The organism is Mycolicibacterium celeriflavum, assembly GCF_010731795.1.
GTDB lineage: Bacteria > Actinomycetota > Actinomycetes > Mycobacteriales > Mycobacteriaceae > Mycobacterium > Mycobacterium celeriflavum.
This window is the reverse complement of sequence record NZ_AP022591.1, coordinates 134537-156194: the sequence shown is the minus strand read 5'-3', so window position 1 is coordinate 156194 and position 21658 is coordinate 134537. Positions and strand designations below refer to the sequence as shown.

At 66.5% G+C, this 21658-nt stretch carries 15 protein-coding genes; 2 read left to right on the top strand and 13 right to left on the bottom strand.

Features of this window, described 5'->3' with window-relative positions; all coding sequences use genetic code 11:
* Positions 1–14: 14 nt before the first annotated feature.
* On the bottom strand, positions 15–683 hold the full coding sequence (locus G6N18_RS00695) for an HNH endonuclease (protein ID WP_067226533.1): 669 nt from the start codon (positions 681–683) through the stop codon (positions 15–17).
* A gap of 140 nt (positions 684–823) precedes the next feature.
* Between G6N18_RS00695 and G6N18_RS00690 the strand changes: the two genes are divergently transcribed.
* Complete coding sequence (locus G6N18_RS00690) at positions 824–1219, top strand: globin (protein ID WP_083001348.1); 396 nt, start codon at positions 824–826, stop codon at positions 1217–1219.
* Positions 1219–2781: a glycoside hydrolase family 13 protein gene (locus tag G6N18_RS00685; RefSeq protein WP_083001350.1), complete on the top strand. Its 1563-nt coding sequence runs from the start codon at positions 1219–1221 to the stop codon at positions 2779–2781. The genes G6N18_RS00690 and G6N18_RS00685 overlap by 1 nt, the downstream gene beginning before the upstream one ends.
* Before the next feature lie 179 nt (positions 2782–2960).
* Here the strand turns inward: G6N18_RS00685 and G6N18_RS00680 are convergent, their stop codons facing one another.
* The 12 genes from G6N18_RS00680 to G6N18_RS00625 all read right to left on the bottom strand — a co-directional run bounded on the left by G6N18_RS00680 (position 2961) and on the right by G6N18_RS00625 (position 21616).
* Entirely contained in the window at positions 2961–3620 is a 660-nt protein-coding gene (locus tag G6N18_RS00680) for a DUF8010 domain-containing protein (protein WP_083001352.1), read from the bottom strand.
* Positions 3617–3979, bottom strand: coding sequence for an acyl-CoA thioesterase (locus G6N18_RS00675; RefSeq protein ID WP_407663589.1), 363 nt, complete (start codon positions 3977–3979; stop codon positions 3617–3619). The genes G6N18_RS00680 and G6N18_RS00675 overlap by 4 nt, the downstream gene beginning before the upstream one ends.
* A gap of 47 nt (positions 3980–4026) precedes the next feature.
* Entirely contained in the window at positions 4027–8916 is a 4890-nt protein-coding gene (locus G6N18_RS00670; protein ID WP_083001355.1) for an NAD-glutamate dehydrogenase, read from the bottom strand.
* Between the two features lie 4 nt (positions 8917–8920).
* The gene (gene ettA, locus G6N18_RS00665) at positions 8921–10594 is read right to left on the bottom strand and encodes an energy-dependent translational throttle protein EttA (protein ID WP_059102350.1); all 1674 of its coding nucleotides are present in this window, start codon (positions 10592–10594) and stop codon (positions 8921–8923) included.
* 119 nt (positions 10595–10713) lie between these two features.
* A complete protein-coding gene (gene ssb, locus G6N18_RS00660) occupies positions 10714–11172 on the bottom strand; it encodes a single-stranded DNA-binding protein (protein WP_067224853.1) in 459 nt (152 codons plus the stop codon).
* Between the two features lie 204 nt (positions 11173–11376).
* Positions 11377–12270: a class I SAM-dependent methyltransferase gene (locus tag G6N18_RS00655; protein ID WP_083001356.1), complete on the bottom strand. Its 894-nt coding sequence runs from the start codon at positions 12268–12270 to the stop codon at positions 11377–11379.
* Positions 12257–12961 (bottom strand): TetR/AcrR family transcriptional regulator, encoded by a 705-nt coding sequence (locus G6N18_RS00650; protein WP_083001358.1) that lies wholly within the window; start codon positions 12959–12961, stop codon positions 12257–12259. The genes G6N18_RS00655 and G6N18_RS00650 overlap by 14 nt, the downstream gene beginning before the upstream one ends.
* 115 nt (positions 12962–13076) lie before the next feature.
* A complete protein-coding gene (locus tag G6N18_RS00645) occupies positions 13077–13940 on the bottom strand; it encodes a type IV toxin-antitoxin system AbiEi family antitoxin (RefSeq protein ID WP_083001360.1) in 864 nt (287 codons plus the stop codon).
* Positions 13941–14070: 130 nt separating this feature from the next.
* Positions 14071–16074, bottom strand: coding sequence for a bifunctional copper resistance protein CopD/cytochrome c oxidase assembly protein (locus tag G6N18_RS00640; RefSeq protein ID WP_083001362.1), 2004 nt, complete (start codon positions 16072–16074; stop codon positions 14071–14073).
* Positions 16075–16107: 33 nt separating this feature from the next.
* A complete protein-coding gene (locus G6N18_RS00635) occupies positions 16108–18453 on the bottom strand; it encodes a glycerol-3-phosphate 1-O-acyltransferase (protein WP_083001364.1) in 2346 nt (781 codons plus the stop codon).
* Positions 18450–20135, bottom strand: coding sequence for an HAD-IB family hydrolase/lysophospholipid acyltransferase family protein (locus G6N18_RS00630; RefSeq protein ID WP_083001366.1), 1686 nt, complete (start codon positions 20133–20135; stop codon positions 18450–18452). The genes G6N18_RS00635 and G6N18_RS00630 overlap by 4 nt, the downstream gene beginning before the upstream one ends.
* Entirely contained in the window at positions 20132–21616 is a 1485-nt protein-coding gene (locus G6N18_RS00625; RefSeq protein WP_163689776.1) for a wax ester/triacylglycerol synthase family O-acyltransferase, read from the bottom strand. Before G6N18_RS00625 ends, G6N18_RS00630 begins: the two co-directional genes overlap by 4 nt.
* Positions 21617–21658 lie beyond the last annotated feature (42 nt).

The window sequence follows — 21658 nt, the reverse complement described above, 5'->3', positions numbered from 1 at the left end:
TATACCAGCCGCGATTACGCCGCGCCTTCGCCCAGATATCGCACCCACACCGGGTCGAGTTCCTTCAGGCTCGACAGCAGCCGCCAGTGCTGTCCCTTCGGCGGAATCGGCACCGTGCGCAGCGTCCATCCCAGCTCGGCGAGCAGCCGGTCGGCTTTGCGGTGGTTGCACAGCGAACAGGCCGCCACGCAGTTCTCCCAGGAGTGGGCTCCACCACGGCTGCGCGGCACCACATGGTCGACGGTGTCGGCCTTGCCGCCGCAGTATGCGCAGCGAAACCGGTCACGGTGCATGAGCGCCGCGCGGGTCATCGGGATGCGCGCGCGGTACGGCACCCGCACATACGACCGCAGCCGGATCACCGACGGCACCACAATCGAGCGGGTCGCTGAGTGGATCACCGGGCCGCTGGGGTCGTCGTGCACCACGTCGGCTTTACCGCACATCAGCATGATGACCGCCCGCCGCATGGGCAGAGCGGTCAACGGTTCGTAGGTGGAGTTCAACAGCAGGACACGGCGGCGGCCCCAGATCGAGGCCTCGGTGGTACTTGGCGGATGGATGTCGACGCTGCGCAGGACGCGCGCCTGCGCGCCCGGTACCACCGACCCGGCTAGGGCGGTCGCGGCACCGTGACTCCGCTGGCCGGCCCTTCTGGACGGGCCTTTCTTGCGATGCGCCATACGTCCTCCGTCCGACAGTTCACCACGGATCTCGGACAATCGCACGAAATTTCTTGGCGTGTTCGCAGGTCAGTCCGGTGAACACCGAGTGACCCGACCGGGCTGACCTGGTCAATCCAGCGACAGGGAACAATGGTGGCGTGACACAGCCCCTGCAGTCGTTCTACGACGAAGTCGGTGGCCACGAGACGTTCCGCGCGATCGTGGGGCGGTTCTACGAGCTTGTCCGCGAGGACGAGATTCTGCGTCCGCTGTATCCCGAGGAGGACCTGGAAGGCGCCGAGGTGCGGCTGCGGATGTTCCTGGAGCAGTACTGGGGCGGGCCACGGACGTATTCCGACCAGCGTGGGCACCCGCGGCTGCGGATGCGCCACGCCCCGTTCCGCATCGGCTATCTCGAACGCGACGCGTGGCTGCGCTGCATGCACAACGCGATCGCCGAGATCGATTCTCAGACGCTCGACGACGAGCATCGCAAAGAGCTGCTGAGCTACTTGGAGATGGCCGCCGATTCGATGGTGAACTCCCCGTTTTGATGACGCCCTGGTGGTCGCACGCGCTGTTTTACCAGGTCTACCCGCGGTCGTTTCAGGACAGCAACGGCGACGGCGTCGGCGATCTCGACGGTGTGACGGCCCGGCTGGACTACCTCGACGCGCTCGGGGTCGATGCGATCTGGCTCAACCCGGTGATGGTCTCGCCGATGGCCGACAACGGCTACGACGTGGCCGACCCGCGCGCCGTCGACCCGCTGTTCGGCGGTATGGCGGCACTGGACCGTCTCATTGCCGCAGCCCACGGCCTGGGCATGAAGGTGACGATGGACCTGGTGCCCAACCACACCAGTTCTGCCCATCCGTGGTTTCAGGCGGCGCTCGCCGCGAGCCCCGGCAGCGACCAGCGCGAGCGGTACATCTTCCGCGACGGCGGCGGACCGCACGGCGAGCACCCGCCGAACAACTGGTTGTCCATCTTCGGCGGGCCGGCCTGGACACGGGTGGTCGAAGCCGACGGCCACCCCGGCCAGTGGTACCTGCATTTGTTCGACGCGTCACAGCCCGACCTGAACTGGGAGAACCCGGAGGTGTTCGACGACCTCGAGCGGACCTTGCGGTTCTGGCTCGACCGCGGCGTCGACGGATTCCGCATCGACGTCGCGCACGGCATGGCCAAACCGCCCGGGCTTCCGGACATGGCGGTGCTCAAGGGCGAGATGCTGCTGTCCGAGTCGGACGACGACCCCCGCTTCAACAATGACGGCGTGCATGAGATCCACCGCCGGATCCGTCGGGTGTTCGACGACTATCCGAAAGCCGTTGCGATCGGCGAAGTCTGGGTTTACGACAACGAACAGTTCGCCCGCTATGTGCGTCCCGACGAATTGCACCTCGGTTTCAACTTCCGTCTGCTACGTGCGGCGTTCGACGCGACCGACATTCGGCATGCAATCGAAAACTCGCTGACGGCAGCAGAATTGGTGGATGCCGTTCCCACCTGGACACTGGCCAATCACGACGTCGACCGCGTCCCGACACGTTACGGCGGTGGACAGGTCGGACTGGCGCGCGCACGAGCGATGGCGCTGGTGATGCTCGCACTGCCAGGGGCGGTGTTCGTCTACAACGGCGAAGAACTCGGGTTGCCGAATGTCGACCTGCCCGACGAAGCGCTGCGAGATCCCGTGTGGGAGCGGTCCGGACACACCCGGCGCGGGCGCGACGGCAGCCGGATCCCGATGCCGTGGGAGGGCGAGGCTCCCCCGTTCGGGTTCTCCGACAACCCCGAGACATGGCTGCCTATTCCACCGGAATGGGCGCGGTTGACGGTGGCGCGGCAACTCGAGGATCCGGAGTCGACGCTGTCGTTCTTTCGCCGAGCCTTCCAATTGCGGCGTAGCCGTGACGAATTCGCCGGGCAGACGGTCGAATGGCTCGACTCCCCTGCCGACAGCCTGGTGTTCCACCGCAGCGGCGGGTTGGTGTGCGTACTCAACGCGGGCACCCGCTCGGTCCCGCTGCCCGAGGGCGAGATCTTGTTCGCCAGCGGTCCGTTGGTCGACGACGGACTACCGCCGGATACCGCCGCCTGGCTGGTGTAGCCCTTCTTCCTTCTCGCCAGCGTGCGTGTTTGCACACGACACGCCGGCATTTGTCGGCGGTTTGTGCACGCTCGCCATGACGCGAACGTGCGCACAGTGTTGCAATCCCGCGGCGTGTTGTGTGCAAACACGCACGCTCGCGCCAAGAAGGTGACGCGCCCACGCGCAAGAAAGGAACGTCACCGCAGGACGACGGCCGGGTCCCCGCGGCGGCGATACACCGAGCCGAACCTCGCGTCGATGCGCAGCCACGTCGGGAGAACCCGCACCCGCACGATCTCGTCGGCAGACACCGCCGAACCGGATTGCGGCAGAAAACCCATTGCCGTCAAAGCGAATACGCACCGCATCGGGATGCCGACGCTGTCCGCGCCGGAACTCACCGCGACCACCTCCTGGTCCAGCAGCGACACGGGCGGGCCGTGGTTGCTGGAGTGCTGTTTGGCCAGCGCCCCACCACGCTCGGCGAGATCGAGCATGACGCGCGCGGGCACATCGTCGAGGTGGACGAAGCCCGACTCCGGCGGTAGCGCGCCGTACCAGGCGGAATCGAGAGCGAAACCGGGTTCGACATATCCGCTGCGGTCCATCGCGCGCAGGCCGGCGGCCAGCGTGTCGGCACCGGCGGTGAGGTCGCCAGGATTGACCCGGCCGCTGACCACCCGGCTGGCCAGCACGTCGAATCCCGTTGCCACCCAGGCGGCAACGAGTCCGTCCGGCCGTTGACGCAACCTGATCACCGCCGCGTCGTCGAGGCGCAGTGCGCGCTCGGCGAAGGCGGCCAGGTCGTCACGCTGGGGAGCATCCGTCAGCCACAGACCGCGCTCTGATCCAGTCATCGGGTCCAGCGCTGCAGGTATACCCGTTGCTGCTCTGATAGTCGCTGCAGCCGCTGCTCTTTGATGTGCACGACGGCCAACTGGGTGTCGGCGATCACCGCGGGCTTCGCGTCGGAGGGCGCGCCGACAGGGCGCACCTCGTAGCCGATGGTGAAGTCGACTGCCCGCACCCGCTTGGACCACATGGTCACCTGTAGCGGTGAGTCCACCAGTCGCAGTTGGGCTTTGTACGAGATGTTGACCTCGGCGATGAGCAACCCGATGGTTTCGATCTGCGGGCCGAACGGCTCCCGCAGAAACGGAATCCGGGCTTCCTCGAGGATTGTCACCATGGTGGCGTGGTTGATGTGCTGGTACATGTCGATGTCCGACCACCGGACATGCACCGGCGCGACGAATCCGTGGGTCACCGAGAAGTCCCCGTTCCACTGGTCCGGGTCATACTGCGGATCTGGCGAGCGGCCACCGACAGCGTCGCGAGATCGTGCTCGCCACTCTCGTAGATTTCGGTGAGCGTGCGGCGCGCGCGGTTCACCCGCGAGCCGTTCGTCGTCTCCCACTCGGCGATCTTCTCTTCACCGGTCTCCTCCGGTTCTCCGACGGCAAGCACATCGATGCACAGCGCCCGCAGCGAGCCGTAGATGTCGTCACGAATCGCCAACCGCGCCAAGGAATGCCACCGGTCCTCTCGCTGCAGCCGCGATACCGCGGTGAGCAGCGTGTCGGTGTTGAGGTTGTCCATCAACGCGAAGTAGGTGTCGGCCACTTCCTCCGGTTCCCGGTCGACGATGTCGGCGATGTCGATGACGTCGAGCAGGCTGAACTGGTAGAGCCCCGTCGCGATGAGGTACGCCAGGTCCTCCGGCACCCCGTGGGAGGCGAAGTCGGCGGCTTCCTTGGTGACGATGGCCTCGTCGTCGCCGCGCAGCCATTCCGACATCCGCGGCGTCAACGCGGCGACCTTCGCGGCGAACCGGTTCGTTTCGGCACCCACCGCCAGTGGCTGCGGACGATAGTTGAGCAGCCAGCGGCCGGCCCGGTCGACGAGCCGTCGTAGCTGCAGCGTCATCCGGTCCGACACCGCCACCGGCACCCCCGTCGCGCTCGCGGCGCGGATCTGGCGCCAGATGTCGTTGATCCGGAATATCGCGTTGGCGGCGGCATAGCTGCGGACCGCATCGACCGGGCCCACCCCCACGTCCTCGGTGATGCGGTAGGCATACGTGATGCCGCTGGTGTCGACCAGGTCGTTGACGAGCATGGTGGTGACGATCTCCCGGCGCAGTTGGTGCGCGCGGATCTCACTGCTGAACTGCTCACGCAGCTTCGCGGGGAAGTACCAGGGCAGCCGCGCGGCGAACGCCTCCTGGTCGGGAAGCTCGCTGCTCAGCACGTCGGCTTTGAGTGCCAGTTTCACATGTGCCATCAGCGTCGCGAGTTCCGGTGAGGTGAGCCCGATTCCGATGTCGGTGCGGCGCCGGATCTCCTTTTCCGACGGCAACGCCTCGAGCTCACGGTTGAGCCCGCGGTCGGCGACGAACTCTTTGATCATCCGCGCGTGCACGGGCAGCAGGCTGGCCGCGTTGGCCCGGCTGGTGCCCATCAAGTCGTTCTGGTCCTCGTTGTCCTCGAGCACCAGCCTGCCGACCTCGTCGGTCATCGACAACAGCAGATCGGTGCGGTCCTCGGAGCTGACCTTGCCGGCAGTGACCAGCGAGTCGATCAGGATCTTGATGTTGACCTCATGGTCGGAGCAGTCGACACCCGCGGAGTTGTCCAGCGCGTCGGTGTTGATGCGCCCACCGTTGAGGTCGAACTCGATGCGCCCTAACGAGGTGACACCGAGATTGCCGCCTTCGCCGATCACTTTGGCGCGCACCTGGTTTCCGTTCACCCGGACCGGATCGTTGGCGCGGTCACCGACGTCGGCGTCGGCCTCGGCTTCCGCCTTGATGTAGGTGCCGATGCCGCCGTTGAACAGCAGGTCGGCCGGGGCCTTCAGGATCGCCTTGATCAGGTTGGGCGGCGTCAGTTCCTCAACTCCGCCATCGATCCCGAGCGCGTCGCGGGCCTGTGGACTGATCCGAACGGACTTGTGCTGTCGGCTGTAAACGCCACCGCCCTCGCTGATCAACGACGTGTCGTAGTCCTCCCAACTGGACCGGGGCAGCTCGAACAGGCGCTTGCGTTCCTCCCACGACCGTGCCGCGTCCGGGTCGGGATCGATGAAGATGTGCCGATGGTCGAACGCGGCCAGCAGCCGAATGTGCTTGGACAGCAACATCCCGTTGCCGAAGACGTCGCCGCTCATGTCGCCGACGCCGACGACGGTGAAGTCCTCGGTCTGGGTATCCACGCCCATCTCACGGAAATGGCGCTTGACCGATTCCCACGCCCCCTTGGCGGTGATGCCCATCGCCTTGTGGTCATAGCCCACCGAACCACCGGAGGCGAACGCGTCGCCGAGCCAGTAGCCGTAGGACTTCGCGACCTCGTTGGCGATGTCGGAGAAGGTCGCGGTGCCCTTGTCGGCGGCGACGACGAGATAGGCATCGTCACTGTCGCGGCGCACCACATCGGGCGGCGGCACCACGTCACCGGTGGCCATGTGTACGTTGTCGGTCACGTCGAGCAGGCCGGAGATGAACAGCTTGTAGCAGGCGATGCCCGCGTTGCGCTGGGCCTCGCGATCGGCGGCGGGGTCGCCGGTGGGTGTCGGTGGTTGTTTGACGACGAATCCGCCCTTGGCGCCGACGGGCACGATCACCGCGTTCTTGACGGCTTGTGCCTTGACCAGGCCGAGGATTTCGGTGCGGAAGTCTTCGCGTCGGTCCGACCAACGCAGGCCGCCTCGTGCGACGTATCCGAACCGCAGATGGACACCCTCCACCCGCGGCGAGTACACGAAGATCTCGAATTTGGGTCGGGGCAAAGGCAATTCGTCGATCAATTCGGGATTCAGCTTGAACGAGAGCACGTCCTGCCCGCGTGCGGACTCCGGGTTGGTGACGAAGTAGTTGGTGCGCAGCGTGGCTTGGATCATCGACGCGAACGCGCGCAGCACCCGGTCGGTGTCCAGGCTGACGAGCGCGTCGATGTCGGCCGACACCGCTGCCGCGGCGGCCTGGGCGTCGCGGCGTTTCGGCGTGCTCTCATCGGGTTCGGCCGCGGGGAAGAACAGCGCCTCGAACAACTCCACCAACGACCGCGCGGTCTTGGCGTTGTCGTTGATGACCGACTCGATATGGGACTGACTGTAGGGAAAACCGGCCTGCCGCAAATACTTTGCGTAGCTGCGCAGCACGCTCACCTGCTGCCAGTTCAGGCCGGCGCGCATCACCAGTTCGTTGAACCGGTCGATCTCCACGCGGCCCTGCCAGATCGCGGTCACCGCTTCGGCGAACCGCGCCGCAGTCTCGTCGCGCTCGCCGGACGCGATGCGGGGGATGGATTTGTGCGGCGAGATCTTGAACTGGTAGATCCACACCGGCAAGTCGTCGGGCCGCACGACGGTGAAGGGCCGCTCTTCGAGCACCACCACCCCCATCGACTGCAGCATCGGCAGCAGATCCGAAAGCGACGCGGAGTGGCCGCCGAGGTAGAGGGTGAGTTGTGCGGTGCCTTCGTCTTCGGTGTCGACGAGCACCGGTTTGATCGAACCGTTCTGCAGCTCTTCGATGATCGCGATGTCGTCGATCGCGTCGAGCGGTGAGACCGATTGTTTGTAGGACTCTGCGAACGCCGTCGAATAGTGTTCCGCTTTGCGTTGGTCGATCGAGCCGGTCTTGACCGCGCCGATCAGCCGATCGCCCCACGTTCTGGCGGCCTCGGTGAGCAGGTTCTGGATCCGTGTCTCGTTGTCGGCGGACGTGTCGATGTCGCGGGCGTTGGTCGAGTCCGGCATGCGAACCGAGAAATGCACTACCGCCCAGGGTGATTCGCTGACCCGCGCGGTGTATTCGATGCTGACACCGCCGAGTTCGCGAACCAGGATGTCCTGCATCTCCAGGCGAACCGCGGTGGTGTAGCGGTCACGCGGCAGATACACCAGGCAGGACACGAAGTGGGCGAGCGAGTCGGCGCGCAGGAAGAGAAGGGTGCGTCGACGCGAGCCCAGGTCGACGACGGCCTTCACCATGTCCAGCAGGTTCTGGGCGGGCAGCGCGAACAGCTCGGATCGCGGAATGGTTTGCATGATGTCGAGCAGCAACTGTCCCGGATGGCTCGGATCGCGCCGAGCAAGTGACAGCGCCTCGTTCACCCGACGCGAGACCAGCGGTATCTCCAAGACGTTGGCGTTCATCGCCGCGACCGTGAACAACCCGACGAAACGGTGCTCGATCGCCGCGGTGCCCTGGTTCTCGCGGACGACGACGATGTACGGGTAGGCGCCGTAGCGCAGGTAGCTGGGGATGGTGGCCTGCGCCAGCACCAGCAGCTCGTCGGTGTTCGTCAGCTGCGGTAGCACGTCCTGGCGCAGCCGCAGCACCCCCAGCCGGCTGGCCGGGTCGACCGACGACCGCCCGTCGCGCACCTGACAGCGCTGATAGCCCAGCACCACGAAATGTCCGTCGACCAGCCAGCGCAAAAGGGCCGCCACATCGCCGCGATCCGAACCAGTGAACCGATTACCGGAATCGGCGTCGAGTTCATGAGCCAGCCAGCGCATCGTGGACGACAGCGCATCCGAGTCGCGCGCGACCTGGCGGGCGTCGGCCAACACGCTGGGCAGAAGTTGCGCGACCCGGGCGACGGCGGATTTATCCACCGTCGGCGCCAGCTTGACGTGTATCCACACCTCGTCGCCGCCGGCGTCGCGGCGGGCCTCGCTGATCGGTGCCACCTCGATCAGCTCTCCGTCCGGTCCGCGACGTACCCGGAACACCGGGTTCATGATCGCTGTGTAGGCGACGCCGAAGCGGTGCAGCAGCACCGTGACCGAGTCGAGGACCATCGCGGTGTATTCGGTGACGATCTGCAGCGCGGGCCCGAATCCGGCGGGGTCGTCGGCGGCGTAGACCGCGACGCGGGTGTCGCCGGCCCGCCTGCTTCGAGCCAGCCGGTGATGCGCAGTGACCAGGCCGGGCGGCACCATGTCGTGCACCGACACGGTCACCGGCATCGTCACCGCGGCATCCGCCGAAGGTGCGTCGGCGTGCGGGCCGCGGTACGTCTCGAGATAGGCACGCGAGAGCCGCGCCAAGGTCTGGTCGTCCAATGCCGGTGAGCTACCCGGCCCGGCCACGCCGGCCCTGACACCGGCTGGTCTTCCGTCGGCTCCCGGAGTCACCGACATGACCTTAGTCGCGCGTCAGCTTCCGGTGGGTCACCCTGTGCGGACGCGCAGCTTCGATGCCGAGTCGTTCCACCTTGTTCTCCTCGTAGGCGCCGAAGTTGCCCTCGAACCAGAACCACTTGGCTTCGTTGTCCTCGTCGCCCTCCCACGCCAGGATGTGCGTGCACGTGCGGTCGAGGAACCAGCGGTCGTGGGAGATCACGACCGCGCAGCCGGGGAAGCTTTCGAGCGCGTTCTCCAGCGATGACAGCGTCTCCACGTCGAGGTCGTTGGTCGGCTCGTCGAGCAGGATCAGGTTGCCGCCCTCTTTGAGCGTCAGCGCCAGATTGAGCCGGTTGCGTTCACCGCCCGAGAGCACCCCGGCCGGCTTCTGCTGATCGGGGCCCTTGAAACCGAACGCCGACACGTAGGCGCGAGACGGGATCTCGTTCTGCCCGACCTCGATGTAGTCCAGCCCGTCGGAGACGACCTCCCACACGTTCTTCTTCGGGTCGATGCCTGCACGAGACTGGTCGACGTAGCTCAGCTTGACCGTCTCGCCGACCTTCACCGTGCCGCTGTCGGGTTGCTCGAGGCCGACGATCGTCTTGAACAAGGTGGTCTTGCCGACGCCGTTGGGCCCGATGACGCCGACGATGCCGTTGCGCGGCAGCGTGAACGACAGGTCCTTGATCAGGGTGCGGCCGCCGAACCCCTTGTCGAGGTGCTCGACCTCGACGACCACGTTGCCAAGTCGCGGTGGCGTCGGTATCTGGATCTCCTCGAAGTCGAGTTTGCGACTCTTCTCCGCCTCCGCGGCCATCTCCTCGTAGCGCTGCAGCCGGGCCTTGCTCTTGGCCTGACGCGCCTTGGCGCCCGAGCGCACCCACGCCAGCTCGTCCTGGAGCCGCTTCTGCAGCTTGGCGTCCTTGCGGCCCTGCACCGCGACGCGTTCGGCCTTCTTCTCCAGATACGTCGAGTAGTTGCCCTCGTACGGGTAGGCGCGCCCACGGTCGAGTTCGAGGATCCACTCGGCGACGTTGTCCAGGAAGTACCGGTCGTGGGTGACCGCCAGGATCGCGCCCTTGTACTCCGCGAGGTGCTGTTCGAGCCACTGCACGCTCTCGGCATCCAGGTGGTTGGTCGGCTCGTCGAGCAGCAGCAGGTCGGGTTTGGACAGCAGCAGCTTGCACAGCGCCACCCGGCGGCGCTCACCGCCGGACAGGTGGGTGACCGGTTCGTCGGGCGGCGGACAGCGCAGCGCGTCCATCGCCTGCTCGAGCTGGGAGTCGATGTCCCACGCGTCGGCCGCGTCAAGTTCCTCCTGCAGCCGCCCCATCTCCTCCATCAGCTCATCGGAGTAGTCGGTGGCCATCAGCTCGGCGACCTCGTTGTAGCGGTTGAGCTTCTCCTTGATCGCCACGCCCTCTTCGACGTTCTCGCGAACGGTCTTCTCCTCGTTGAGCGGCGGCTCCTGCTGCAGGATGCCCACTGTCGCGCCGGGTTGCAGTAGCGCGTCGCCGTTGTTGGGCTGGTCCAGCCCGGCCATGATCCGCAACACGCTCGACTTGCCTGCCCCGTTGGGGCCGACGACGCCGATCTTCGCGCCCGGAAGAAAGTTCAGGCTGACGTCGTCCAAGATCACCTTGTCGCCGTGTGCCTTGCGGACCTTCCGCATCGAATAGATGAATTCGGCCATGCCGTGATGTGCCTTTCGAAAATCGCGAATCTCGGGTGATGCTCGCGGACCATCGTAGGCGTGGCCGCCTCGGCGCAGCCGGGTGAGCTACCCAGGAGGCTGCGCCGGGCGGACGCCCGCTACGCGGTCAGGGGCAGCGCCGTGTCGGGCTGCTCCACGTCGTCGTCATCATCCGGATTCACCGGGTGGTCGTCTGTTTCGGTGGACCGCTGGTCGGTCTGCTGTCTGGTCCGGTCGATACGTGCCGTGCAACGTGCCAGGTCGGGGCCGACGGACGTCGCGCGCACTTCGACCGATGAGCGTCGGTTGCCGTCGCGGTCGTCGTACTCGCTGGTGTAGACGTGGCCGACGACGATGACGGGATCGCCCTTGACCAGAGCGGCGCTGGTACCGGCGACCACCCGCCCCCAGCAGTTCACCGTGACGAACAACGAATTGCCCGGCTCCCATGTTCCCTCGGCATTGCGGCGGCGCGAGTTGCTCGCAACGCGGAACCGGACCATCTCCTGGTCGCCGACGCGCCGGTGGATCGGGTCGGTGACGATGTTGCCGACGATGGTGAACGGTGTCTCGAACATGATGATCTCCCTCGACTTGTTTGATTGCCGACGGCCTGGTGGCGCGTCGGTGACACCGTTATTGAGCGCCGCGGCCCCGACACCGGAACGCGGCGAGCTCAGTCGTCGGGCGGACGCTGTGGATGAATCGGGCATTGGGGATAGTTCCCAGAGTCCGCCGAGGAGTTGACGCCGCGACAGTGTCGGGCATTGCGCATTGACGGGCTACGTGAGTATCCCGGTGACGATGCGCGCCTCGGCGAACGCGGAGAACATGTCGTTGTCGGGGAGTGCAAAGCCGTGGGCGGCGTACGCCTCTTCGAGCGTCTGCGACGACATTTCCCAGCCGCGGGCCGTCAGAAACTCGAGCACGTCGCTGCGGCGGCCGGCGTAGACCAGGTCGGACAGCTCGGTGTCCAGGCCGGACCTTCGGTAGCCCGCCAAGACCCGTTCCGATCGGTTGTCGGAGAACACGGCGGCGTCGGGGACATACTCGGTGGCGACGTGGCTGCCCGGTGCGCTGAGGCGGGTGATGTTGTCGAACAGTTGGTCCTGCGCCTCCGGCGGCAGGTAGATCGTCAGCCCTTCCGCGATCCATGCTGCCGGTCTTGATCTGTCAAAGCCATTGGCCAACAGTGCTTTCGGCCAGTCCTCGCGGAGATCGATGCCGATGGCGCGGCGCTGCGCAGTCGGGTGCGCGCCCAGATTCCCCAAGGTCTCGGTCTTGAACTCGATCACCGCCGGCTGATCGAGTTCGTAGACGATCGTCCCAGTCGGCCACCGCAATCGGTAGGCGCGGGTGTCGAGCCCGGACGCCAGGATCACCGCCTGCCGCACGCCTGCCGCCGCCGCCCTCGTGAACAACTCGTCGTAGAAGCGCGTGCGTACCGCCATCGCTTCGGCCGCCTGCTGCACCGTGAAGGCCCCATCTTCTTGGTGCGTGCCACCGTCGAGTAAACGCGTAACCGCATCGGCATTGACTGCTCGCACCAGCGGCTCGGCGTACGGATCGTCGATCAACGAATTCCGCGCCGCGATTGCGCGTTGAGCGGCGACCACCGTCGCCGTCGCGCCGACGCTCGTCGCCAAATCCCAACTGTCGTTGTCACTTCGAGCCATCGTCATCTCCTCCGTAGGTGAGCGTCCGGAATTCCCCGGCGAGCCGCTCGTACAGCGCACCGACCTTGTCGGCAGCGGCCTGGACCCGCTTGGTCCCCGGCGGGCGTATCGGTTCGAAAGCCCGGCGCAACATGTTCGCCAACTGATCGGCTTTCTCATCCAGGTTCATGCGCAGTTCGTCGGGCAGCATCGGCTCGGCAGCGAAGAAGCCGAAAACGCTTGCGGTGAGCGGATAGTGAACGTCCTCCGGCCGCAGGCCCTCGCCCAGCAAGCCGTGCTCATGAAGAATCGACAAGTACTCGCGCCAGCCGACGAAGTTCGCGCCGATCGAACGTTGGGAGCTGTCGGCGACCAGCGCGTCCATCGTGTCCACATCTTGGGTGTAGATCGCCCGCAGCACAGGCCGTTGCATCGCCTCCAGGAAGATTCGACGCATCAGTCGGTGCGGCATGACCTGTTGCGGATCGGCTCGTATCGCGGCCGCGACGGCATCGATCATCTCCGCGGTCTCGCGCGTGCCGACCGCGGACAACATCTGCTCGCGAGTGCGCCAGTGCAGGTACACGGTGCCCTTGCCGACGCCGGACCGCTTGGCGACCTCGTCGATCCGGATACGGCGATAGCCCCAGCGCAGCAACAAGTCCTTGGCGGTGTCGAGAATCCGATCTGCACGCACCCGTCGCGCGTTCATTAGTCCATAGTTGACCAGAATTCGATTTTGGTCAACAGTCACCTTCGCTGAGCCGGACGTTTTGGCTGATTGCGCGCGCGGAAATCGACCATTGCGTCGGTTTCGAGCGAGGTACTCATTTGGCTGGGCGCCAGCCCCGCGATAGCAGAGCAGTGCGCGCCTGCTCGACGATGTCAGCCGCCCGGTCCTCCTTGATGACGTGGACCACGTGCCAGTCGAGCCGCTGCAGCGCGCGGTTGACCTGAACGTCGAGGACGTATTGTCGCCGGCTGTTGAGGTGTTGCTCCCCGTCGTACTCGGCGCCGACTTTGAAGTCCTCCCAACACATGTCAATGCGCCGGACGTAGCGGCCAAACTCGTCATAAACCACGAATTGCGTCGTCGGGCGCGGCAGCCCGGCATCGATGAAGAGCAGCCGCAGCCAGGTTTCCCTCGGCGACTCGGCGCCACCGTCGACAAGCGGCAACGCCACCCGTAACTGCCGCAGACCACGCACACCGCGATGACGTTTCGCCAGTAGCTGCACATCTTCGGAAGAGAACGGACGGGCGTTCATCAACGCGTCCAATCGTTCGACGGCCTTGTCGCGTGGGAGGTGGCGGGCAAGGTCGAACGCGGTCCGGGCCGGGGTGGTCACACGAATGCCCGCGACCGTGGTGACCTCACCCTCGTCCAGGGTCTCGTCGCGGACGATCAGCCCACGCTGGCGTCGAATCGCTTTGACCAGTTCGATCGGAACGTCATCATCGATCCACTTCGCCCCGTGTATCGAGGATGCGGCCACGCCGGCGATCACCGCGTCAGGCGCGGCGAGGGTCACACCGACGATCCGCTCGCGCAGCGACACGTTGTAGCGTCGCGGCACGTAGACGCCGCGGTACAGCGGCCGATACTGGCTGCGCAGGTGGGCTCTCGTGAGGTGGCCGGCGGCTATGGCGTCACTGCCGATGAAGGGAATCTCCACACTGCTTGGACGCATGCGGTCGCCAGTCCGGCTCCCAACATTCCCGAAACCGACGCAATGGTCGATTCGGCGGCCCGAAACCAGCCATAGCGTCGGTCTGGGCGCCAGAGGGTCTCGGCGCCAGACGGGACGGTCTCGGCGCCCGTTAGCGCGAGGAACCGTCGCGCCTGGCGAGTTCGGCGAGCATCGCGTTATACGCGGCCAGGTCGGCGTCGTCGTCACGGTCGGCGGCCCGATCTATTCGCTGGGCGGTGCGCCGATCGCTGCGTGACCACTGGATCAGCAACGCAAACATCACCAGCACGAGCGGGAGCTCGCCCGCCGCCCACGCGATGCCGCCGCCGGTGCGTTGATCGGAAAGCAGATCGGTGTGCCAGCTCAGTTGCAGCGACCGGTAGAACGGCTCCCCCAGCACCGTCTTCATGCCCATCAGGACCACCCCGAAGAACGCATGCAGCGGCAGCGACGCGAACACCATCGCCACCTTGCCCAGCTGGGGAATCTGCCGCGGCGCCGGGTCGATGCCGATCACCACCCAGTAGAAGAGGTACCCGCTGAGCAGAAAGTGCAGGTTCATCAGCACGTGGGCGCCGTGCTTGTCGACCGCGGCGTCGAACAGGCCGCCGAAGTACAACCCGTAGAAACCCGCGACGAACAACACCGTCGCCACGACCGGATTGGTGAAGAACCGCGACACCCGCGAATGCAGCGCCGCCAGCAGCCACTCCCTGGCGCCGGGCGGATCCCCGCGCCCCGCGGCCGGCAGCGCCCGCAGCGCCAGCGTCATCGGCGCGCCGAGCACCAGCAGGACAGGCACCAGCATCGACAGCACCATGTGCGCGATCATGTGCATCGAGAACATCGCGGGCATGTACCGGCCCAGGCCCGACGACGTCGCGAACAGCAACGCCGCGCACCCGCACAGCCAACCCAGCGTCCGGCCCACCGGCCAGGCGTCGCCCCGGCGGTGAAGCCGGCGCACCGCTAGCAAATAAACCACTGCGAACACGATCGCAGCGGTGCCGAAAATCAGATCGAAGCGCCAGTCGACAAGTATCCGCGCGAAGGTGGGCGGTCCGGCGAGGTCGTATCCGATCGCGACCTCGACGGGACTCGGCTGTGCGGCCAGCGGCGGTGGAGGCGTGCGCCCGAGCCCGACCGCGATTCCGAAGGTCGCCCCGAACAGCACCCCCTCGAGCAGCGCCAGCCGGATCAACGTGCCCCGCGACTCCGGGTCGGCCGCCAACGCGGCCAACCCCGTGCGCCGCTGCCGCCAGCCGAGCAGGCCGAGCAGGATCAACGCCGCCGCTTTACCGACGATCAGCCAGCCGTACTCGGTGCGCAGCAGGTCGGCCGGTTCGATGCGCACCAGCGCGTTGACCACGCCGCTGATCGCCATCACCACGAAGCACCACAGCGCAAGGGCCGAGAAGCGGCGCGCAGCCAGGCCGGCGTGCCGGCCACCGCGCATCACGTGTACCAGCAAGGCGAGCAACCCGCCCGCCCACAGCGCCCCGGCGCCGAGGTGTAACAGCAGGCTGTTGGTCGCCAGGTCGTGGGCGCCGCCGGTCGAGGAGTGCCCGGTCAGGCCGAGCGGAATGAGCGTCGTCAATGAACCGGCCAGCAGCAACGGCGTCCAGGACCAGCGCAGCACCGGGAGGCTGGCCACGGTGACGGCCGCGGCGAGGAACGCGCTCCACCGCCATGCGCTTGCGGTCTCGACGAGGCTGGCGGCCGACCAGACCGCCAGCGGGTCGAGGTTCTGGCGCAGCGGTTGGCCGGAGACGTCGGACACCGTCAGCGGAACCATCAGCGCAGCGCACACCGTCCACACCGCCGACGCGCCGGTGCCCAGGCGTAACGCCCGGTAACCGCCGGCGTCGAGCACACCGTTGGGTTGCGGCGGGGTGAGGAACGCGGCGAACAGGAACGATCCGACGGCGATCACCGCCGCGATCTCGCCGGCGGCCCGCACGAACGGCAGCCCGTAGGTGGTGACCGGGCCGGGATCCGGCAACCCGGTGGCGCTCAGCGCATCAGCCAGCGACAGCGCGCCGATGCTCGCGGCGACCGCACCGGCCAACGCCGCGACCCCGATGAGCACCGGCCATACCGCGCTACTGCGCACACCCGATGCCACCGTGGTCATATCACCAGCGTATGGCCAGCTCGTCCGAGCGGCTCAGGTCGACCCGCGGCGCGCGGCTCGACGCCCGAGCTCGCGCACGTAGAACTGCTCGCGGGCGATCTGCTCGACCTTGTCCATGTCGTGCAGGACCGCGCGGAGCTCGTCGCGAAACGCGGTGCGCCGCTCGACCAGATCTGCGGCGGGCTCCAGTAGATGCTGGTCGGCGGCGACCTGGCGGGCGGTCGCGAACAGCAGCGCCGAAACCGCCTCGTTGCTGCGCACCCTGCTCTGAGCCACGTACTGGTTGCCCAGTCCGAGTGCCCTTTTGGTCAGGTCTTTCTCGTTGATCTCGGCTGGGGCATCGCGCAACACGTCGGCGACGATCTCGTAGGCCTCGAAGAACGGTCGCAGCATGGCGGCGGCCAACAGCGGTTGTTTGGTGCGCAGTAGCGCGTCGACCTGTTCCTCGCCCGCCGAGACCTGCTCTTCCCAGCCGCTATGCCAGGACAACTCTTCGGCGACGTGGTCGCGGAACGCCGCCGAGTCGGCGAAGTAGAAGTCGAACTTCAGCAGATCGCGCAGTCGCATCACCTGGGACCAGAAGGCTTCCAGCCGGTCGGATTCCGCTCGTCCGGCGTGTACCAGCGCCAGTTCGACGAGCGAGGTCTCCAGGAACGCGTCGATGAGCGTGTTGCGGTAGAACGCCGCTTCGTGTTCGTCTTCGGGTGCGATCCGCCAGACGAGCTCGCGACCTCCTTCGACACACGTCACGGGGTGCCGGTTGGACAGCGCGTCGAGCGCCGCCCGCACACCTTCGGGCGTACGTAACCGCAACGCGCTGTTGGTCATCGGGGTCTGCTTGCGCTCGAGGTAGTCCAGCGATGGCTGCAGCGTGTGGTGGATCTGGTCGAGTGTCAGCGCGACCCCGCGGGTGCTGAGCAACAGCGCGGAGACCAGCGCGGAGGCGTTAACCGGCGTAGCGCTCAGAATCCGCCACGATACTTCGAACGCCATCTTCTGCAGCGCAAGGCGTTTGGCGTCGGCGTCAGTGGTCATCGGCCCGTGGGGCGCGCCGAGGTATTCGCGCATGGAGACGGCTTCCGGGAAGCGGACGTAGATCTTGCCGTAGTTGCGCTCGCCCTGCGCCTTGATGAAGTTGTACATCCACGACAGGCTTTCGGGCGTTTTCTCGCCGCCGCGGGCGTAGGCGGCGTATTCGGCGGTCTCGTGCAACTGGTCGAAGCTGATCGACACCGGCTGCAACAGGATGTCCTCGCTTCGGCCGTCGAGGTAGGCGTCGGCCACATAGGCGAGCAGTCCGAGCTTGGGCGGCAACATCTTTCCCGTGCGCGACCGGGTGCCCTCGATCGACCAGCTCAGGTTGAACCGCTTCTCCACGATGTAGCCGACGAACTGCCGCAGCACGTACTTGTAGAGCGGATCGTCGAGTTTGCGGCGCAAAAAGATCACGCCGGAATGACGCATCAACGGCCCCATGAAGCCGAAGGAGAGGTTGATTCCGGCGAACGTGTGCACCGGCGGTAATCGGTTCTCCTGCATCGCAACCGGCACGATCACGCCGTCGAGGTAGGACCGGTGCGAGAACAGCAGCACGGCCGGATGGTTCTCCAGATTGCGGCGCATCACCTCGACTTCGGCGCGGTCGTAGTCGATGTTCGGATCGAAGCCGCGGCTGAATATCGCGCGCCCGAGGGACGGGATCAGGTCGACCGAGAACCGACTCCACCCGGTGGACAGTTCGTCGAGCATCTCCCCCGCGGTCTCCAGGTCTGCGCCCGGGATTCGCTCCAGGCCCTCACGAAAGCGCGCTGACGCCAACAACTCCGGTTTGATGAGCCGGGGCGACTTGTATTCCGGGCCCAACAGCCGCAGTTCGACGCGTTCGATGGCAAGGATCGCCCGCCGGATGACGAAACGTGCGAACTCGCGGGGGTTTTCGGCGACCGTGGTGTCGGCCCACTGCTGGCGCAGCTCGGAGACCTTTGCGGGTTCACCGGCGACGACGCGGGCCCGCGACGGATCGCGGCGCAGAATGCGCCGCTGCAGGATCTCGGGCGGCCGGTAGGTGTCCCGGCCGGAGATCAGCGCCACCACCTTCGAGCGGGTCGGCAGTCCGCCGGGCACCCAGAACACGCGTGCCGGTACGACGGAGCGGTCCTCGCCGGCTTCGAGTTCACCTACGAGTTGGGCGAGCACGCCGGGCGGTGGATCGTCGTCGGGCAACAGCAGCACGTCGATCTTGGAGCCGGGGTTTGCGTGCCGCTGCCGCTCAAGCCAGTCGTTGAGCAGATCCCGTTCGGCTGCAGAGGAAGCCGACGCCAGCACCAGCGCGTCACCGGTGGGCGTGAAGGGTGCGTACTGGTCGGCGGAGGGCTTCACGGACGGCCCTTCCCCGCGGACTTTTCGGCCGCCGTCTTCTTGGCCGCCGTCTCCTTTGCCGCAGACTTGGCCGCCGTCTTCTTGGCCGCCGTTTTCTTGGCGGCCTTCTTCGGCGCGGCTTTCTTCGGCGCGGCTTTTTTCGGCGCGGGCTTCTTGGCGGCCGCTTTCTTCGTCGCCGACGCCCTGCGGGTGTAGAGCTCCGGAGTGGGCAACTCGTCGTGCGGCCAGTCCCGCAGCGTGTCGAGGTAGAGCTGGCGGACCTCTTCAATGCGTTCGCCAAGGTTGTCGTGTGTCCAGTCGTCGACGGGTATCGGCGGGTAGACCACCACGTCTACTGTGCCGGGGTTGAACGTGCTCGAATCACGGGCGGCAATCACCTCGGCGTTGCGAATCACCATGGGCACGATCGGGATTCCGGCCGACATCGCGATCCGGAACGGACCCTTCTTGAACGGGCCGACCTCGGTGGTGTCCAGCCGCGTGCCTTCCGGGGCGATCAGGATGGACAGTCCCTTGCGGGCCAACTCCTCGACTTTCTTCAGCCCCTCGACCGCCTTCTGTGGATCCTCGCGGTCGATGAATGCGGCGTCCATGATCCTGCCGAGGGTGCCGACAATCGGATCCTTCTCCAGTTCCTTCTTTCCGACCGACGTGAAATTGGTGTCGACCAGGTGGCCCGCGATCAACGGGTCGGCCTGGTTGCGGTGATTGAACAGGAACACCGCGGGCCGCTGTTTGGTCAGGTTCTCCTTGCCGAGCACGTTGACGTTGATGCCGATCGTGCTCATCAGCGTCCGCCCGAAGGTCGCGGTGAAGAAGTTGACGCCGGTGCGCTTGTTGCGGGTCAGCAGGCCCAGGCCGAGTGCACCGGCCGCGATCGGGCCCATCGCCGCGATGCCCGCAGCCGTCCGCAGTTGCGAAATGGGGCTCGCGCCACTGCGACTGGTGAAGCGCAGCACCGGCCATCCTCGCTTGGCCGCGACCGCGGCGAGCTTGCCCTCCGGGTTGGTCGGGCGAGGGTGGCCGACGAGGTACATCAGCGCGACGTCCTCGTCGCCGTCGGCGTAGAAGTAGCTCTTGGACAGGTCGACGCCGTGTTCGGCGGCGAATTTCTGTACCGCCCTGGCCTTTCCCGGCCCCCAGATGATCGGTCGCTTCACCTCGCCGGTGAGCAACCCGTTCTCGTCGATCTCGAACTTGTTGCTCAGCACATTCCCGATGCCCAGAAACCGCGCGACGGGCTCCACCTGTACCGTCAGCGCCGACGAACTGAGCACGACGGTGTGGCCTCGAGACATGTGCGCGCGCACCAACTCCCGCATTTCCGGATAGATGCGGCTGACGATCTTCTGGACGAACAGCCGCTCGGCGAGTTCGTCGACATCGTCGAGCGAGTTGCCGCGCAGCATGCGCGCACCCTTGCCGATCAGGTCCTCGAACTCCGAGCGACCCAGTCGGTGATTGAGGCCCGCTTGCACCATCCCGATGAACTCGCCCATCGACATCTGACGGCGGCGGAATCGGTCCTGCGTCATCACGACACCGGTGAAGCCGGCGACCAGGGTGCCGTCGAGATCGAAGAACGCCCCCACCTCGGGCCCTTGCGGGCTGGCCTGGATCTCGGCGACCGACCCCGGCAGTCGCATGGTGCGCCGCGAGGGCTGACCATTTGGCGAAGTCATTGCGCTGCGCTCCCATTGGGTGACGAGGGAATGGCGGACGCTGCGTCGACGCTGAACGAGGCCGGTTCGGCTCGACCGTCGCCACCGAGGGCGAGCACCTCATCGAAGCCCGACAGCAGGCACCGCGCCCACAACTCTTGATCGGTGACCGCTGCGCGGTCGTAGCGACTGGTGATCGTGCAGTAGCCGGAGCGCGAGATCAGCACCACCATCATCGCCACGCCCGGCAGCGGACCGAGCCCGTACTGCCGTAGAACTTTCGCGCCGGCGATGAACGTGTCCCCGGCGTACACCGGGACATTGCTGGCCTGGACATCGGAATTGACGAAAGACCCGGCCATCGACTCGAGCACCGAGTCGGGCAGTAGACCCACCAACGGAGCGATGGCGCCGACCATGTCGATGGCCCGTTCCTCGCGCTTGGTGGTCATCTGCGAGCGGATGTGCCGGATGCGAACTTCGGGATCGCTCAAACTGATCGGCGCGGCGAGATTGATGCCCGCGAACCGGTTTCCGCCGGCCGGATCGGCGTCGGACCGAAGGTTGACCGGCACTGCCATCGGCAGCGTGTCGATCGGCACGCCCTTGGCTTCGTGGTACATCCGCAAGGCGCCACACACACCGGCCAGATACGCGTCGTTGATCGAGCCGCCCGCCGCCTTGGCCGCCCGGTGCAAGATTCCGAACTCGATGTCGATCGCCTCGCTGCGCGATGACAGGCTGCGGCGCCGCAGTACCGGCGACGGATCCGCGACGGGACCGACCACTCGCGCGCCCGACATCGCGTACTCGACGACGCTGCCCAACCGCGAGATCGGATCGCGGATCACCTCACCCGCGACGTGTGCGGCGCCGAACAGCGCTCCCCGCATCCGGCCCGCGATGGTGCCGGGCAGCCGGTTGATCCCTTGGCGCATCAGGTCGTTGGGCGACAGGTCCTGCGGAATGGGAAGCGGCGGGGCGGGCTGCGGCGGCGGGTCACGCTCGAGGTCGTAGAGATTGGCGAACATCTCGACACCGCCGACACCGTCGGTGACCGCATGGCTGAGATGGACGACGAGGGCGGCGCGGTCGCCGGACAGTCCCTCGACGAGCGTGGCCGTCCACAGCGGCCGGGAGATGTCGAGCGGCGACTGAGCAGCGACCTCGGCGATGTCGAGCACCTGGCGGAACGTGCCCGGTTCCGGGGCGCGCACGCGCCGCAGGTGAAAGTCGAGGTTGAAGTCGGGGTCGACGACCCACCTCGGCGCCACGGTCGGCAGCGTCGGCATCACGACCTTCTGCCGCAGCCGTAACACCTTGCGGGAGGCGTTGTCGAACTTGGCGCGGAACGTATCCCAGTCCGGAGCGCAGTCGAGGATCTCGACGGTCATGATCCCCGAGCGGGTGCGCGGATTGGCCTCACCGCGGTGCAGGATCTGGTCCAGCGGGCTGAGTTCCTCGGGCAGTCCCGCCGCATCGAGTTCCGGCACGTCGCTCATGGGCCGTCGCAACCTCCTCACCATGACTGCTGTGGCCACCAC

What these genes read in the sequence shown, in the direction of transcription:
- G6N18_RS00675 (WP_407663589.1), bottom strand. Translation starts at nt 3,979, where the DNA reads ATGTACCAGCACATCAACCACGCCACCATGGTGACAATCCTCGAGGAA.
- G6N18_RS00625 (WP_163689776.1), bottom strand. Translation starts at nt 21,616, where the DNA reads ATGAGCGACGTGCCGGAACTCGATGCGGCGGGACTGCCCGAGGAACTC.
- G6N18_RS00630 (WP_083001366.1), bottom strand. Translation starts at nt 20,135, where the DNA reads ATGACTTCGCCAAATGGTCAGCCCTCGCGGCGCACCATGCGACTGCCG.
- G6N18_RS00685 (WP_083001350.1), top strand. Translation starts at nt 1,219, where the DNA reads ATGACGCCCTGGTGGTCGCACGCGCTGTTTTACCAGGTCTACCCGCGG.
- ssb (WP_067224853.1), bottom strand. Translation starts at nt 11,172, where the DNA reads ATGTTCGAGACACCGTTCACCATCGTCGGCAACATCGTCACCGACCCG.
- G6N18_RS00680 (WP_083001352.1), bottom strand. Translation starts at nt 3,620, where the DNA reads ATGACTGGATCAGAGCGCGGTCTGTGGCTGACGGATGCTCCCCAGCGT.
- G6N18_RS00645 (WP_083001360.1), bottom strand. Translation starts at nt 13,940, where the DNA reads ATGCGTCCAAGCAGTGTGGAGATTCCCTTCATCGGCAGTGACGCCATA.
- G6N18_RS00655 (WP_083001356.1), bottom strand. Translation starts at nt 12,270, where the DNA reads ATGGCTCGAAGTGACAACGACAGTTGGGATTTGGCGACGAGCGTCGGC.
- ettA (WP_059102350.1), bottom strand. Translation starts at nt 10,594, where the DNA reads ATGGCCGAATTCATCTATTCGATGCGGAAGGTCCGCAAGGCACACGGC.
- G6N18_RS00640 (WP_083001362.1), bottom strand. Translation starts at nt 16,074, where the DNA reads ATGACCACGGTGGCATCGGGTGTGCGCAGTAGCGCGGTATGGCCGGTG.
- G6N18_RS00695 (WP_067226533.1), bottom strand. Translation starts at nt 683, where the DNA reads ATGGCGCATCGCAAGAAAGGCCCGTCCAGAAGGGCCGGCCAGCGGAGT.
- G6N18_RS00650 (WP_083001358.1), bottom strand. Translation starts at nt 12,961, where the DNA reads ATGAACGCGCGACGGGTGCGTGCAGATCGGATTCTCGACACCGCCAAG.
- G6N18_RS00670 (WP_083001355.1), bottom strand. Translation starts at nt 8,916, where the DNA reads ATGTCGGTGACTCCGGGAGCCGACGGAAGACCAGCCGGTGTCAGGGCC.